The sequence below is a fragment of the Nonomuraea composti genome (assembly GCF_012034275.1).
Lineage (GTDB): Bacteria > Actinomycetota > Actinomycetes > Streptosporangiales > Streptosporangiaceae > Nonomuraea > Nonomuraea composti.
This window is the reverse complement of the sequence record NZ_JAATEP010000025.1, coordinates 14,281-29,107: the sequence shown is the minus strand read 5'-3', so window position 1 is coordinate 29,107 and position 14,827 is coordinate 14,281. Positions and strand designations below refer to the sequence as shown.

At 69.7% G+C, this 14,827-nt stretch carries 13 protein-coding genes; 9 read left to right on the top strand and 4 right to left on the bottom strand.

The annotated features are described in order from the left end of the window. Positions 1-148: 148 nt before the first annotated feature. A complete protein-coding gene (locus tag HCN51_RS59945) occupies positions 149-1,987 on the top strand; it encodes a cellulose binding domain-containing protein (RefSeq protein WP_168014182.1) in 1,839 nt (612 codons plus the stop codon). A 171-nt stretch (positions 1,988-2,158) separates the two neighbouring features. On the opposite strand, the gene HCN51_RS30920 is transcribed toward HCN51_RS59945, so the two are convergent. The 4 genes from HCN51_RS30920 to HCN51_RS30905 form a co-directional block, all read right to left on the bottom strand. Beyond that, positions 2,159-2,644: a hypothetical protein gene (locus HCN51_RS30920; RefSeq protein WP_168014180.1), complete on the bottom strand. Its 486-nt coding sequence runs from the start codon at positions 2,642-2,644 to the stop codon at positions 2,159-2,161. A gap of 518 nt (positions 2,645-3,162) precedes the next feature. Beyond that, a complete protein-coding gene (locus HCN51_RS30915) occupies positions 3,163-3,978 on the bottom strand; it encodes an alpha/beta fold hydrolase (protein ID WP_168014178.1) in 816 nt (271 codons plus the stop codon). 19 nt (positions 3,979-3,997) lie between these two features. After that, positions 3,998-4,567: a DJ-1/PfpI family protein gene (locus tag HCN51_RS30910; RefSeq protein ID WP_168014176.1), complete on the bottom strand. Its 570-nt coding sequence runs from the start codon at positions 4,565-4,567 to the stop codon at positions 3,998-4,000. A gap of 87 nt (positions 4,568-4,654) precedes the next feature. Continuing rightward, a complete protein-coding gene (locus tag HCN51_RS30905; protein ID WP_168014380.1) occupies positions 4,655-5,398 on the bottom strand; it encodes a GntR family transcriptional regulator in 744 nt (247 codons plus the stop codon). A gap of 416 nt (positions 5,399-5,814) precedes the next feature. Here HCN51_RS30905 and HCN51_RS30900 point away from each other — a divergent pair, with 416 nt between their 5' ends. From HCN51_RS30900 to HCN51_RS30865, 8 genes are all read left to right on the top strand, one after another. Next, on the top strand, positions 5,815-7,203 hold the full coding sequence (locus HCN51_RS30900; protein ID WP_206068096.1) for an extracellular solute-binding protein: 1,389 nt from the start codon (positions 5,815-5,817) through the stop codon (positions 7,201-7,203). After that, positions 7,200-8,150: an ABC transporter permease subunit gene (locus HCN51_RS30895; protein WP_168014172.1), complete on the top strand. Its 951-nt coding sequence runs from the start codon at positions 7,200-7,202 to the stop codon at positions 8,148-8,150. The genes HCN51_RS30900 and HCN51_RS30895 overlap by 4 nt, the downstream gene beginning before the upstream one ends. After that, positions 8,150-9,061, top strand: a complete 912-nt coding sequence (locus HCN51_RS30890) for a carbohydrate ABC transporter permease (protein WP_168014170.1) — start codon at positions 8,150-8,152, stop codon at positions 9,059-9,061. Before HCN51_RS30895 ends, HCN51_RS30890 begins: the two co-directional genes overlap by 1 nt. After that, positions 9,061-10,128 carry an ABC transporter ATP-binding protein gene (locus HCN51_RS30885; protein ID WP_168014168.1) on the top strand — a complete coding sequence of 356 codons (1,068 nt, stop codon included), beginning with the start codon at positions 9,061-9,063 and terminating at the stop codon, positions 10,126-10,128. Before HCN51_RS30890 ends, HCN51_RS30885 begins: the two co-directional genes overlap by 1 nt. Continuing rightward, positions 10,128-11,204 (top strand): ABC transporter ATP-binding protein, encoded by a 1,077-nt coding sequence (locus HCN51_RS30880; protein ID WP_168014166.1) that lies wholly within the window; start codon positions 10,128-10,130, stop codon positions 11,202-11,204. Before HCN51_RS30885 ends, HCN51_RS30880 begins: the two co-directional genes overlap by 1 nt. A gap of 72 nt (positions 11,205-11,276) precedes the next feature. After that, on the top strand, positions 11,277-12,737 hold the full coding sequence (locus HCN51_RS30875; protein ID WP_168014164.1) for an NAD-dependent succinate-semialdehyde dehydrogenase: 1,461 nt from the start codon (positions 11,277-11,279) through the stop codon (positions 12,735-12,737). Positions 12,738-12,806: 69 nt separating this feature from the next. Continuing rightward, positions 12,807-14,045 (top strand): iron-containing alcohol dehydrogenase, encoded by a 1,239-nt coding sequence (locus tag HCN51_RS30870; protein ID WP_168014162.1) that lies wholly within the window; start codon positions 12,807-12,809, stop codon positions 14,043-14,045. A gap of 335 nt (positions 14,046-14,380) precedes the next feature. Further along, complete coding sequence (locus HCN51_RS30865; RefSeq protein ID WP_168014160.1) at positions 14,381-14,764, top strand: DUF2809 domain-containing protein; 384 nt, start codon at positions 14,381-14,383, stop codon at positions 14,762-14,764. Positions 14,765-14,827: the final 63 nt, after the last annotated feature.

Sequence of the window (14,827 nt, the reverse complement as noted above, 5' to 3'; positions counted from 1 at the left end):
CTAAAGCGATGTGAACGACGACACGGTTTTTCCGTCATGCCCTCCGATCACGCCAGTTCCGCACGGATGAGAGGACTGATCCGGCTCATGTTAACGCTACCAAAGCCCTGGCGCCGTCTTTCCCGGCGGTGCCACAGGCAGGTGAGTGATGATGCGGCGTAAATCCGTCCTCGCCGCTGTCATCGCGGCGGTGCTTCTCGCGGTGGCCACCGGCGGTACGGCGCTGGGCAGCAGCGAAACCACGTCACGCGTGGCGAGCGCCGCCGCCGCGACGGCAGGATGCGGCAAGACTCCAACGCTCAGAAGTGGCGCGCAGTCGATCCAGAGCGGCGGCCAGACTCGCTCCTTCATCCTGAGAATTCCCGACAACTACAACAACACCCACCCCTACCGGTTGATCTTCGGGTTCCACTGGCTCAACGGCACCGCCAACGACGTCGACACCGGCGGGAGCAGCGGATTCACCTGGTCCTACTACGGGCTCAGGCAACTGGCGAACAACACTGCGATCTTCGTCGCCCCCCAGGGGCTGAACAACGGCTGGGCGAATTCCGGCGGGCAGGACCTGACCTTCGTCGACGACCTGGTCAGGCTGATCGAAGCGGACCTGTGCGTCGACACCACGCAGCTGTTCGCCGGAGGCTTCAGCTACGGCGGCGGCATGAGTTACGCCCTGGCCTGCGCCCGGGCGACGGTCTTCCGCGCGGTCGCGGTCTACTCCGGCGCGCAGCTCAGCGGATGCAGCGGCGGCACCCAGCCCATCGCCTACATCGGGCTGCACGGCCTCAGGGACAACGTGCTCAACATCTCTCAGGGCCGATCGCTGCGCGACACGTTCGTCAGGAACAACGGGTGCACGGCCCAGAATCCGCCCGAGCCAGCACAGGGCAGCCTGACGCACGTCGTCACCACCTACTCGGGATGCCGATCCGGGTACCCGGTCGCGTGGGCGGCGTTCGACGGGGGGCACACCCCTGGTCCAGTGGACGGGTCCACCGCCGACGACGGCGCACGGACCTGGACCAAGGCAGTGGTGTGGAACTTCTTCAACCAGTTCCAGAGCACGAACGACACCACCCCGCCGACGACTCCGGGCACCCCCGCCGCCTCCAACGTGACCGCCACCAGCGCCACCCTGACCTGGACGGCATCCACCGACCAGGGCGGCTCCGGCCTGGCGGGTTACAACGTCTACCGGGTAACGGGCACCACGGACCCGCTGCTCGGCCAGTCCACCACCAACTCGATCACCCTGACCGGGCTGACCGCCGACACCGAATACCAGGTCTACGTACGAGCACGCGACGGCGCGGGCAACCTGTCGGCCAACTCCGCGTTCGTCACGTTCGCCACGACCTCCACCGGTGGCGACACCACGCCGCCCACCGCCCCGAGCGGGCTGGCGGCCTCCGGCACCACCGCTACCGGCACCGATCTGTCCTGGGCCGCTTCCACGGACGACGTCGGGGTCGCCGGCTATGACATCCTGCGCGCACCCGGGGCCACCGGCGGCACCTTCGCCCAGGTCGGCACCTCGGCCACGACCTCGTACAGCGACACGGGCCTGACCGCGAGCACCACCTACCGTTACCAGGTCCGCGCGCGTGACGCCGCCGGCAACCTCTCGCCGGTGTCCAACACCGTCCAGGTCACCACCAGCGGCACCAGCACCGGAGCCTGCTCGGCGACGCCGACCGTGCAGAGCCAGTGGGGCACCGGCTACGTGATCCAGCCGCTGACCATCACCAATACCAGCACCTCGACGATCACCAACTGGACGGTCACGTTCACGCTGCCGGCCGGGCACACACTGACCGGCTCGTGGAACGCCACCGTCACCACCAGCGGGCAGACCGTCACGGCCAAGAGCGTCAGCCACAACGGCACGTTGGCCCCCGGAGCCGGCACCACCAGCTTCGGCTTCCAGGCCAGCCGCCCCAACGGCAACACGGCCCTGCCGACCGGATACACCTGCACCAGCGCGTGACCACGCGACCGGACAGCGGCCCAGCCCCCGGTGAACATGTCGGCGGGGGCTGGGCCGCACCCGTTCTTCCGCACCGCCGCTGACAGCGCTGGTGATGGGCACGGTACCCGTGCCCGCATGGGAGAAGGCCACCCGCGGTGAAAGCGGACGGCCTTCCGGGAGGCGGGAGCCTCAGCTGTAGGAGTAGGACTGCGCGCTGCAGCCGGTGATGTAGGGCCCGGGGTAGACCTGCTGGGTGGAGCAGCCCCAGGTGGCGGTCAGGGTCGTGGCCGAGGAGGGAATGCTGATCGCCGGTCCGTTGGTCCAGCCGACCTGGTCGTACTGGTGACCGCCGCTGCAGATGGCCGACACGCTCACCGAGGTGCTGCCGCCGGGCAGGCTGATCGTGAACGACCACGAGTGGTTCGCCGGGTTCGCGACCATCGAGCTGTAGGGCATCGTCACGCCGTACGAAGGAGGCGCGGAGCCGACCGCCACGTACGAGGCGTACCAGTCGCGGGTGTCGCCGGAGTAGTTGACGTTGAGGCAGTCCACCGTGGCGTTGAGCGTCAGGGTTGAGGCGGCGGCGGGCTGCTGCGCGGTCACGACCATCGCGGCGGTGGTGGCCAGCATCACGCCGGCCGCCAGTGCCCGGCGGATCAGGTTGCCAGCGATCATGGGGTTCCCTTTCTTCGCGCCGTTGACTGTGGAGGTCTCGCCAGAGTTGCCGGCCTCGCCGTCCGCCTTGATCGGGGTGAGGCGGGCACGTACGACACCATGGTGCTTTTATCGGCGTAAGCCACATTGTTCTGAGAAAAGATTTCCCATCTCTCCCTGCCGCGGGTCGCAATCCTGAGCGTGCGGGCCGCGCGCCCGAGACGCCGCTGGATATGCCTTCTCGAGGGGAGGATCACACAATGGCCGCGAGCTGGACAGCCCCATATGAAGGACCGCTCTCCGAAACAAGCGGTGAATCGCGGTTTCCGTACGGCCCGTAAAAAGGCGGCGATCTCGCCCCGCGGATCAACAGGCTGATCGCAGGGCATGTGACGCCGTGCGATGCGGCGGTCGTGCCCGCGTCATCACAGTCGTCCGCGCGGCGGTGTTAGTGAAACTTCCACGCGGGGGACGCCTGCGAAGCTCGCCGTCCGGGAGATGCTGAATGGCAGGGCGGGCCCGTGGCCCACGGATATGAGTCAGGGACCTCGTTCCAGGAAGCACGACAGGAGCCGCCTGAAGTCGTGCGGGTGTTCGAGCGCCGGCACGTGCCCGCACCGGCCGAGCACGTGCAGACGGACGTCGGCCAGGTGCTCGAGCAGGGGCAGGGCCGCCGTCCGGAGCGGGGTGACCCGGTCCTCGGCGCCGTGGATGAGCAGCACGGGCGCGCGCACCTCTGCCAGAGTTCGCGCCGGGAGGGTGAGGTCGTCGGCCCAGCGTGCCCTGGGCGGAGGGAACAACGACGCGTATGCGGCCGCCCCCGCTCGCATCGCGGCCGCGCGGGCGGCGACGGCCGACTCGGTCACGAGCGCCTGGTCGAGGACGAGGCGGCTCAACATGTCCCGTGCCCCGGCCGGGTCGGCTGGGGCGGCCCAGATCGCGTCGAGGTCGGCGGACAGCGGCGCCCCGGGGGCGCCCATCGTCGAGACCGCCACGACGTGGGTGACCTGCCGGGGACGCGCGGCCGCCAACGCCAGCGCCACGGCGCCGCCCATGGAGTGGCCCACCACGGCGTACCGCTCGGCACCGAGAGCATCCATCAGGCCTGCGGCCTGCTCCGTCCACAGCCGGAGCCCGCCCCTGGAGCCGGCCGGGAGCGGTGTGCGGCCGAACCCCGCCTGGTCAGGAGCCACCAGGTGCCAGGACGTGCCGAGCGCCTGTGCCGTCGCCGCCCAGGCGCCGGATCCGGTCGTACCGGGCCCCGAGCCGTGCAGCATCAGCACCGCGGGCCCGGTGCCGCTCTCCATGACGTGGACGGGGGAGCCGCCGACGGTGACGGTCCGGGATGCCGTCACCGGGACGGGCCAGGTGCGCTCATGCCGATGCGGAGTTGACGGACTTCGAGAAGACCTCCATCATCGCCCTGCCGAACTGCGGCATGTCCGGCCACCCCCTGCACGAGACGAGGTTGCCGTCCACGACGTCGGGAGCGTCGATGACCGTCGCGCCCGCGTTCTCCATGTCACCGGTGATGGGCGGGAAGCACGCCGTCTTCCGGCCCTTCAGCAGCCCGTACACGGCCGGCACCTGCGCGCCGTGGCAGATCAGCGCGATCGGGAGGTTGCGCGCGAAGAAGTGCTCGGTGATGCGCCTGACGTCGGCGTCGACCCGGATCCACTCGGGGGCACGTCCCCCGGGGATGATGAGGGCGTCATAGCGTTCGACGTCGACCTCGGCCCAGGGCACGTCGACCGGCAGCTTCCGGCCGTTCTTCTCCACGTAGGCGTCGGAGTTGGGGTCGAACTCGTGGATGACCAGCTGAACGTCACGCATCGTCCGTGACGAGACGTCGACGTCCCAGCCGCCCTCCTGCACGCGATAGTAGGGATACATGGTGTCGAGCTCCTCGGCGGCGTCGCCGGTCAGGAGCAGCGCTCTGGGCACCTGCTTCTCCTCGCATCTGGGGCGGGTGAGGTGGATCCAATCCGATCCGATCGGGTTGCCTTAGCATTCCCCGGCCCGGCCCGCCCGTCAAGCCTCCACCACCATTCCGTCCGCGCCCTCGGCCTCGTCGAACAACCGCCGGAACCGCTCGCCGGACCGCAGGATGTGCCGGCGCATGGCGTAGGCGGCGGCGTCGGGGTCACGCGCGGCGATCGCGGTCACGACCTCTTCGTGCTCGGCCATGGCCAGGTGGGTGACCTGGGTGTCGTGGAGCAGCCGGAACAGGTGCACGTGCGTGTGCAGGCGGGCGAGCGCTTCGCGGATGACCTGGTTCTCCGCGCTCTGGGCGACGAGATCGTGGAAGGCGGCGTCGCGCAGCCCGAAGGCGCCGTAGGCCATGAGCCCGTCGCCCCCCTCCAGCTCAGCCATCTCCTCCAGCAGCCGCCGCAGGTCGGCCACCTGCTGCAACGATGCGCGTTCCGCGGATCTGCGCGCCGCCGCCGGCTCGAGGAGCAGGCGGATCTCGAGCATGTCCTCGAATCGGTGGCGGGTGATCTGGGGGGGAATGCGATAGCCGGCGTGGGGCACGCGCACGACCAGGCCCTCGGCCTCCATGCGGTTCAGGGCGTCCCGGATCGGCGTCTGCGAGACCCCCAGCTCTCGCGCCAGGGCGTCGATCGTGACGCGGGAGCCCGGCTCGATCCGCAGCGACATCATCTGTCCGAGCAGCGTGTCGTACACCTCGTCGGCGAGCCGGCCGCGAGATCTTCCCCGCGGGATCCCGCCCGTCATGGCCCCACGGCGCCGCGCGATCGTCGCTTCGTCGTCCATCGTCACGTGAGGTCCTTTCCTGCGTCTTCGGGAACCTGCCGGCATCGGTCGCAGCATGGCAGATGTTGACGCTCCCACCCGGATCGTATAGGAAAGGTGGCGGACGCCAGCCATCCTTCACCCATCGGGGAATCGCCCGCCATCGCTCCGCTTCGACCAGTTGGAGCTCTTATGAGCATGCTCGACGTCCTCTTCGGTTCGTCATCGGGCCGCACCAGGACCGAAGGACTTCCCGACTGCTTGAAGCCCCATGAAGTCGCGGCGTCCTCGTGACGCCGGTCTGCTGATCAGCCCCTGCGACAGCCGGCAACACGCCTGACCCACCCGGCAACTGCTCGGCGAAGCACGCGGCAAGGCTCCACAAATCCCCCCAGAAAGCAGGCAAGAAGATGCGGTATCCCAAGCGAACAGGACGATTGTCGGTTCCCGGTCGGAAGGCGCGGCTGGCCACGGCGGCCATGTTGGTGGCCACGACCGTGGCGGCCTGCGGCGGTCAGGACGGCAGCGCCCCCAAGGCGCCGGCGACCATCCCGGAGCTCACCAAGGATCCGCTGACCCTCAGCTTCATCTGGTTCGACTGGCCCCCCGCCCATGCGCTGGAAGCCTTCGCGAACGCGGAGTACACCAAGGGGCGGCCGAACGTGACCATCAAGGTCAAGACCGTGCCGAACGCGAACTGGCACGACGCGATGTTCACCCAGTTCGCCGCGCACAAGACCGACTTCGACATCCCGATCCTGGACTCGCAGCACATCGGCGAGGCCGTGACGAACGGCAACATCCTCGACATCACCGACTTCGTCAAGAAGAACATCGACGTCAAGGCCTACAACCCGTACCTGCTGGCGGCCTACGGTCAGTTCCCCCAGGCGGAGACCGGGAAGCGCGACGAGAACGCCAGCCTGTACGGGCTGCCGCTGCTCGGCGACACCTGGACGATGATCTACCGCAAGGACCTGATCGGCGACAAGCCGCCGCAGACCTGGGACGAGATGATCTCCGTCGCCGAGAAGTGCCAGGCGGACAACCCCGGCGTCAGCGGGCTGGCCTTCCACCAGGCCAACGGCTCCGACGCCGCGGCCGTCACCTACAACACGGTCAACGGCGTCTACGGCGGCAACCTCTGGGACCCCAAGACGCGCAAGATCGACGGCGTCCTCAACGACGCCGCGGGCCAGGAGGCGATGGACGTCCTGGTCAACAAGATGAAGCCGCTGACCGCCAAGGGCTCGGGGAACTGGTTCATCGACGAGGTGAACGCGGCGGTCGCCCAGGGCAAGGCCTGCATCGCGTTCAACTGGATCGCCGCGAGCGGCGGCCTGCTCGACCCCAAGCAGTCGACGCTCGGCACCACGCGGGAGCAGATTCTCGACAAGCTGGGCTTCGCCACCCTGCCGAGCCAGAAGACGAACCTGGTGCCTCTCGGCGGCATGGGGATGCACGTGTCGGCCTACTCGCCCGAGGCGAACCAGGCGGAGGCCCTGAACTTCATGAAGTGGTTCGAGCAGGCTGACATCCAGAAGAAATGGGCCGCGGCCGGTGGCGTGCCCTCGCGTACGGACGCCCTGGAGTCGCCCGAGTTCCTCAACGCGGCGCCGTTCAACCAGGTGTACACCGACTCCGTGCCGCGGATGCGGGACATGTGGAACGTGCCCGAGTACGCGCGCCTCGTCGACATCGAGAACACCAACGTCAACGCGGCTCTCAACGGCGCGAAGGCGCCGAAGGCCGCGCTCGACGACATCGCCAAGCAGCAGCAGGGCGTGCTCAACGCCAGTAGTGGCAAGGGCGGCGGCGGCCTGTGAGTGACTCCGCCCCTCTGACGACCGACCACCCCGGGCAGGTGGCGTCCGCGACGCCGCCCGCACCGGGCCGGTCCAGCCGCCTGAGCGACCGCGGGCTCGCCGTGGCCTTCACCTCTCCCGCGCTGCTGCTGTTGCTCGCCATGTCGGTGTTCCCGTTGCTGTGGGCGTTGTACCTGTCCTTCACCGACTACTCGGCCACCCGCGGGGGGCCCGCCCAGTTCCTCTGGTTCGAGAACTACACCGCCATCCTGACGTCGCCGCAGGTCCACCAGCGGGCCCTGACGACGTTGATCTACGTGGCCGGCGCGGTCACCCTGCAGACCGTGCTCGGTTTCACCATCGCCTACCTGATCTCACGGCGCGCGCACGGGCGAGGAGCGCTGACCACCCTGTTCCTGGTTCCGATGATGCTGTCGCCGGTCGTGGTCGGGCTGTTCTGGCGCTTCATGCTCGACGCGCAGTTCGGCGTGATCAACAGCATGCTCGGCTCGCTCGGACTGGGGCAGGTGGAGTGGCTCACCCGGCAGCGAACGGCACTGATCTCCCTGATCCTGGTCGACACCTGGCAATGGACGCCGTTCATCATGCTCATCGCGCTCGCGGGCCTCACCGCGGTTCCCAAGTACCTGTACGAGGCCGCCGCGATCGACCGGGCGTCCCAGTGGTTCCAGTTCCGCACCATCACCCTTCCGCTGGTGTGGCCGCTGCTCCTCATCGCCGTGTTGTTCCGGGCCATCGAGGCCTTCCGGCTGTTCGACCTCGTCTACATCCTCACCAGCGGAGGCCCGGGGGTCTCCACCGAGACGTTGTCGTTCCACGTCTACAAGGTCGCGTTCCTGGGCTTCAACACCGGGACCGCCTCAGCGTACGGGATCCTCATGGTCCTCGTCGTCATCGTCCTCACCCAGCTCTACCTGCGCTACCTGAACAAGCTCAAGGAGGACTGATGGCCCTGTCCGTCGACGAGGCCGTGTCCACAGGCCCTGCCCGGGATCACACGCCCCCCTCGCGCCGCTTCGGCGGCCGGGGCCGGGCCCTGCTGGAGGTCGCGCTGCTGACCGTGCTGGCCGTCGTGATGCTCTTCCCGGTGCTGTGGATGATCGAGACGTCCATCAAGGAGAACCGGGACGTCTACGCCATCCCGGCCAAGTTCTTCGACTTCAAGGTCACCATGGAGCATTTCAAGGACGTGTTCGTCGCCTCCGGCGGCGGTCGTTCGACCTTGTCCGCCTCGTTCCTCAACTCCGTCCTGGTCGCCGGGGTCTCCACGGCGCTGGCCACCGTGCTGGGGGTCCCGGCGGCCTGGGCCTACTCGCGCTTCGCCGTGAAGGCCAAGAAGGACCAGCTGTTCTTCATCCTGTCCACCCGTTTCATGCCGCCCGTGGTGGTCGTGATCCCGATCTTCCTCATGTACCGCCAGGTCGGGCTCATCGACACCAAGCTCGGCCTGATCCTCATCTACACCGCTTTCAACGTCCCGTTCACGATCTGGATGATGAAGGGGTTCGTCGACGAGGTGCCCGCCGAGTACGAGGACGCCGCCATGCTCGACGGCTACACCCGCTTGCAGGCGTTCTGGCGGTTCACCCTTCCCCTGCTCCTGCCCGGCATCGCCGCGACGGCGGTCTTCGCCCTCATCTTCTCGTGGAACGAGTTCGTGTTCGCCATCTTCCTCACCTCCAGCGACGACGTGCGGACGGCCCCGCCCGCCATCGCCGGCCTCATCGGCGGAACCACCGTGGACTGGGGCCTCGTGGCCGCCGCCTCCGTGGTGTTCGCCCTGCCGGTGCTCGTCTTCGCCTACCTGGTGCGCAAGCACCTCGTCGCCGGTGTGACGCTCGGTGCGGTGCGACGCTGATGGCGGGCATCGAGGTGAGCGCCCTGCACAAGCGCTACCCGGACGGGACGGTCGCGGTCGATCACGTGGACCTGTCGATCCGCGACGGCGAGCTGTTCGTGATGCTCGGCCCTTCGGGTTGCGGCAAGACGACCACACTGCGGGCCGTAGCCGGCCTGGAGAGGCAGACGACGGGCGACATCCGCATCGGCGACACGCTGGTCAACGACCTGCCGCCGGCCGACCGCGACATCGCCATGGTGTTCCAGTTCTACGCCCTCTACCCGCACCTGAGAACCCGCGACAACCTGGCGTTCCCGCTGCGGGCCGAGGGACTGCCCAAGGCGGAGGTGCGCGAGCGGGTCGACGAGGCCGCCCGGCTGATGCGGCTCGGCCCGCTCCTGGACCGGCGACCGCACCGGCTGTCCGGCGGGGAGCAGCAGCGCGTCGCGCTCGCCCGCGCCCTGGTACGCCGGCCGCGCGCGTTCCTCATGGACGAACCCCTCACCAATCTGGACGCGGAGCTGCGGGCGGACATGCGCACGGAGATCAAGCACCTGCAAGGGGAGCTGGGGACGACGATGGTCTACGTCACCCACGACCAGGTCGAGGCGATGTCGCTCGGTCACAGGATCGCCATCCTCAACAAGGGCCGCGTCGAGCAGATCGGCACGCCGCTGGAAGTCTACGACCGTCCGGCGAGCCTTTTCTGCGCCGCGTTCATCGGCTCCCCGCCGATGAACCTGATCGAGGTGGAGGTGGCCGACGGGATGCTGTGCAGCCAGGGCGGGCTGGCCCTCACGCCACCGCCGGGCCTGCCGCGCGACCGCCGCCTGGTCGCGGGCGTCCGGCCGGAGGCGCTGGAGGTCACGGAGCCAGGGGCGGAAGGTTCGGTCCCGGCCCGCGTGGTCTCGGCGGAGTGGCTGGGCGACGAGATCATCTACGTGGTCGACCACGACGGGCACCGCGACGTACGGGTTCGGATGCCACCGACCGTCCGCTTCGGCACTGACGCGCCGGTCGGGCTGCGGCACACCGGCGGGCCCCCGCCGGTCTACGACGTGAGCACGGAAGAGCTGGTGGCCTGATGGGAACCGTGGCAGTGCGCGGGCTGTGCAAGTCCTTCGGCAAAGTCCAGGCCCTGGACGGGGTGACGCTGGACATACCGGACGGCTCGTTCTTCGTCGTGCTCGGACCCTCCGGGGCGGGCAAGACGACGACCCTGCGAGCGATCGCCGGCCTCGAGAAGCTTGACGCCGGGTCGGTGCACCTGGACGGGAGGGACGCGACCGGTGACAGCCCCGCCGCACGCGACCTGGCCATGGTCTTCCAGAACTACGCCCTCTACCCGCGGCACACGGCGTACGAGAACATCGCCTCGCCGCTGCGGGCACGCCGCTGTTCCCCGAGCGAGATCGCCGCCGCCGTCGAGCGGATGTCGAGCCTGCTGCACATCGAACGTCTGCTGCAGCGTCGTCCCGCGCAGTTGTCGGGCGGCGAGATGCAGCGGGTCGCCCTGGCCCGGGCGCTGGTCCGTCACCCGCGCGCGTTCCTCATGGACGAGCCGCTGACGAACCTCGACCTCAAGCTCCGCGTCGAGATGCGCACCGAGCTCACCCGCATCCACCGCAGCCTCGGAGCGACCTTCATCTACGTGACCAACGACCAGGTCGAGGCCCTGTCCATGGCCGACCAGGTCGCGGTGCTCAAGGAGGGAAAGGTGCAACAGGTCGGCACGCCGGCCGAGGTGTACGAGCGTCCGGCCAACCAGTGGGTCGCGGGATTCGTCGGGAGCCCGCCGATCAGCCTGCTCGCCTGCCACGCCGAGGGAGATCGTCTGGTCGGGGCGGACGGCTGGACGCTGCCGCGGCCCCGCTGGACCACGGCTGAGGACGGCCGCCCGCTGCTGCTGGGCCTGCGCGCGGAGGACCTGTCCGTCGAGCGGCGCGGGGACGCGTCGTTGCCGGGTGAGCTCTACGGCCTTGAGCCGCTCGGTGACCGGACGGTGGTCGACGTCCGGGTGGGGACGGAGATCCTCAAGGTCAAGGCACGGACCACCGTCACCGGCACGCCGGGCGAGCGGCTGCTCGTCACGGTCGACCTGGACCGTGCGCACCTGTTCGACGCGGACACCGGGCTGGCGCTGTCCGAGGCCGGGAGGTGATCGCGCAGGGCGGCGAGGTCAGTCGCCGAGGTCACGCCGGACATCACCGAGAACATCGCAGGAGGCGACGCAATGAGTGACCCGATGAACGTCCTGGCCCCCGAGCACCGGCGGCTCCGGATCGGCGACGCCTGGCGTGACGCCGCAGGCGGAGCCACCTTCACCGTCAAGGACCCGGCCACCGGCAAGACCATCGCCGAGGTGGCGGACGCCGACGCCGTCGACGGGCTCGCCGCCCTGGACGCGGCGAGCCAGGCCATGGCGGAGTGGGCGGCGACGCCACCGCGAAAACGGTCGGAGTCGCTGACCGCGACGTACCGGGCACTGACCGAGCGAGCCGAGGAGGTCGCCCGGCTGATAACGCTCGAGATGGGCAAGCCGCTCGCGGAGGCCCGCGGAGAGGTGGCCTACGGTGCCGAGTTCTTCCGCTGGTTCGCCGAGGAGGCGGTGCGCGTCGAGGGGCGCTACAACACCGCTCCCAACGGTGGATACCGCATCCTCACCGTGCCGAGGCCGGTCGGACCGTGCGTCTTCGTGACGCCATGGAACTTCCCGCTGGCCATGGGCGCCCGCAAGCTCGCTCCCGCGCTGGCGGCGGGCTGCACGACGATCACCAAGCCGGCGGCCCAGACGCCCCTCACCATGCTGTTCCTGGCCCGCATCATGGAGGAGGCCGGCGTTCCCCCGGGCGTCGTCAACGTCGTGACGACCACGCGGGCCGGCGAGGTGGTCTCGGCGCTGCTGGCCGACCGCCGGACCCGCAAGCTGTCGTTCACCGGATCGACCGAGGTCGGGCGCGTGCTGCTCCGGCAGGCGGCGGACAACGTGCTGCGCACTTCCATGGAACTGGGCGGCAACGCGGCCTTGATCGTGTGTGCCGACGCGGACCTGGACGTCGCGCTCGACGGTGCCATGGTGGCCAAGATGCGCAACCTCGGTGAGTCCTGCATCGCGGCCAACCGGATCTACGTCGAGGAGCCGGTGCGCGAGGAGTTCACGGCACGCTTCGCCAAGCGGATGGGCGCGCTCTCGGTGGGCCATGGCCTGGACGACGGCGTGGACGTCGGGCCGCTGATCGACGAGGCCGCGGTCACCAAGATCGACGAGCTCGTCGCCGACGCGGTCGATCGCGGAGCCCGAGTCCTGGTGGGCGGCCGGCGCCCGGACGGGCCGGGCCACTTCTACCCGCCCACGGTCCTCGCCGACGTGCCCGACGACGCCCGGATGCTGGGAGCGGAGATCTTCGGCCCGGTGGCCCCGATCATCTCGTTCACCTCCGACGACGAGGTGATCGCGAAGGCCAACGACACCGAGCACGGCCTGGCCGGATACGTCTTCACCCGTGACCTCCAGCGGGCGCTCCGGTTCGCCGAGCGGCTGGAGACGGGGATGCTCGGCATCAACCGCGGCCTGATCTCGGACCCGTCGGCTCCGTTCGGCGGGGTGAAGCAGTCCGGGATCGGCAAGGAGGGGTCGCACGAGGGCATCCTCGAGTATCTCGACGTCACCTACGCGGCGATCGACCTCCCGTGACCGGCCCGCTGCTCCGGGCGCCCGCCGGGGATCGGCACATCACCGCCGACGTTCCAGAGAGGCACTGACATGCTTGAGACCGTCCGCGGACCACGCCAGCTGATCGTGGGCGAAGGGGTCGCGCAGAACATCCCGCGAGTGGTGGCCGAGTGCGGCTCGCGAGCCCTCATCGTGACCGACCGGGTCCTGCTGGGGCAGCCGGGCGTGGCCGGGATCGTGGCCGCCGTGCGGGAGAAGGTCGAGGTCGTCGGCGTGTTCGCCGACGCGACTCCGGACGTGCCGCTCACCGATGTCGCCCTGGCCGTCTCGGCCGCCGCGGAGGTGGACGCCGACGTCATCCTCGCCGTCGGGGGCGGCACGGTGATCGACCTCGCCAAGATCGTCGGCGTCATCCGGTGCCACGGCGGGACGCCGCGCGACTTCTACGGGGAGTCGAAGGTGCCGGGGCCGACGACGCCTCTCGTCGCGGTCCCGACGACATCGGGCACCGGCTCCGAGCTCACGCCCGTCTCGGTGCTGACCGACCCGGACCGGGAGCTGAAGGTGGGCGTCTCCAGCGTCCACATCGTGCCCGACTTCGCCATCGTCGACCCCGAGCTCACCTACACCTGCCCGGCGACCGTCACCGCCCACTCCGGCATCGACGCGTTCTGCCACGCGGTGGAGAGCTACACCGCGCGACCCCGGGCCCACGGGCCGCGTGACCCGGTGGAGCAGGTCTTCCTCGGCCGCAACCCGGTCACCGACCACTACGCGCTCCTGGCCGCGGAGCGGATCGCCCGCAGCCTGCCCCATGTCGTCAGGGACGGCGGCGACAAGCACGCGCGCGCGGACATGTCCTACGGGGCCATGCTGGCCGGGCTCGCGTTCTCCCACGCGGGCAACGCGGCTCCGCACGCGCTCCAGTACCCCATCGGCGCGGCCACCCACACACCGCACGGCCTGGGCGTCGGGCTGCTGCTGCCCTACGCGCTGGACGCGGCCAGGGACGCCATCGGCGACCGGCTGGCCATCCTCGCCCGGGTGTGCGGGCTCGACGTGAGCGGCGCCTCGGATGCCGAGGCCGCGGACACGTTCCTCACCTGGCTCGACGGGCTCCTCGCCGACATCGGCATCCCTCCTACCTTGGCGGACATCGGCGTGGCACGCGCCGACCTCCCCCGCTTCGCGGAAATGGCCGGTGGCGTCACCCGCTTGATCCAGAACCATCCGGGCCCGACCGACACCGCCAGCCTGACCGCCATCCTCGAAGCGGCCTGGCTCGGGGACCGGACCCGGCTTTCCCTGACCCCGAAGCAGAGACCGTGACGGGCCTTTCACCTGACGACGAGTCCGCTCGCCCTCCCCGGGCATCGGAACCGTCGGCCACCGGCCCGCCGCGGTCGATCACACCCTCCCTCGGCCGGTGAGCGCGGCCGAGCGGGTCGTCGCTGCCGGACGGCCTGGACACCACGATCGGCCAGGAAGGGCACCAACGGTCCGGCGGCGAGTGGCCGCGCCTGGCAACCGCTCCGCCCCGCCCGGGAAGGCGTCGTCTTCGGCCGGAACGCGATCAGCGTGCGGTCATGAAGCGACGAGCTCTATGATCAGGTTCGTCCTGAGGGCCGAGACACGGAGAAGACGTCAGCCTCATGCGCCGCGCCATGCTCCTTCTGGGTGGTTTCGCCCTGGTCATCGGCGCGTTCGTCCTCTTCTACCGGGGTCCGGGGCAACCGTTCATCCGCGGATACGTGAGCGACGTCAGCGCCACCATGCTGGTCTACGCGCTCTTGGGCCTGTTGTGGCGCACCACCGCCGCACGCCGCGCCCTGACCACGGCCGCGATCGCCGCCGCCGTCGAGATCTACCAGCTGGTCGGTACGACCCCGCCGGGCGTCGGCGGTGTCCTGGTCGGCGCGTTCCCCGACCCCTGGGACCTGGTCGCCTACGCCGTCGGTGTGGCCGTGGCCCTGGCCTGGGAACGCCGAACGGGCCGATCCGGCGATCGGGCCGGCCGGCTTTCGGACACCACCCCACCGGCACACTGACGGTAGGGAAACATCAGGACGGGGCGACCGCCACAGCCGGCGGTGAGTGCCTCCTGGGCGCCC

Bases quoted from the DNA above. Each gene is read 5' to 3' on its own strand.
- HCN51_RS59945 (WP_168014182.1), top strand. From the start codon at position 149: ATGATGCGGCGTAAATCCGTCCTCGCCGCTGTCATCGCGGCGGTGCTT.
- HCN51_RS30920 (WP_168014180.1), bottom strand. From the start codon at position 2,644: ATGATCGCTGGCAACCTGATCCGCCGGGCACTGGCGGCCGGCGTGATG.
- HCN51_RS30905 (WP_168014380.1), bottom strand. From the start codon at position 5,398: ATGGACGACGAAGCGACGATCGCGCGGCGCCGTGGGGCCATGACGGGC.
- HCN51_RS30890 (WP_168014170.1), top strand. From the start codon at position 8,150: ATGGCCCTGTCCGTCGACGAGGCCGTGTCCACAGGCCCTGCCCGGGAT.
- HCN51_RS30885 (WP_168014168.1), top strand. From the start codon at position 9,061: ATGGCGGGCATCGAGGTGAGCGCCCTGCACAAGCGCTACCCGGACGGG.
- HCN51_RS30880 (WP_168014166.1), top strand. From the start codon at position 10,128: ATGGGAACCGTGGCAGTGCGCGGGCTGTGCAAGTCCTTCGGCAAAGTC.
- HCN51_RS30875 (WP_168014164.1), top strand. From the start codon at position 11,277: ATGAGTGACCCGATGAACGTCCTGGCCCCCGAGCACCGGCGGCTCCGG.
- HCN51_RS30870 (WP_168014162.1), top strand. From the start codon at position 12,807: ATGCTTGAGACCGTCCGCGGACCACGCCAGCTGATCGTGGGCGAAGGG.
- HCN51_RS30865 (WP_168014160.1), top strand. From the start codon at position 14,381: ATGCTCCTTCTGGGTGGTTTCGCCCTGGTCATCGGCGCGTTCGTCCTC.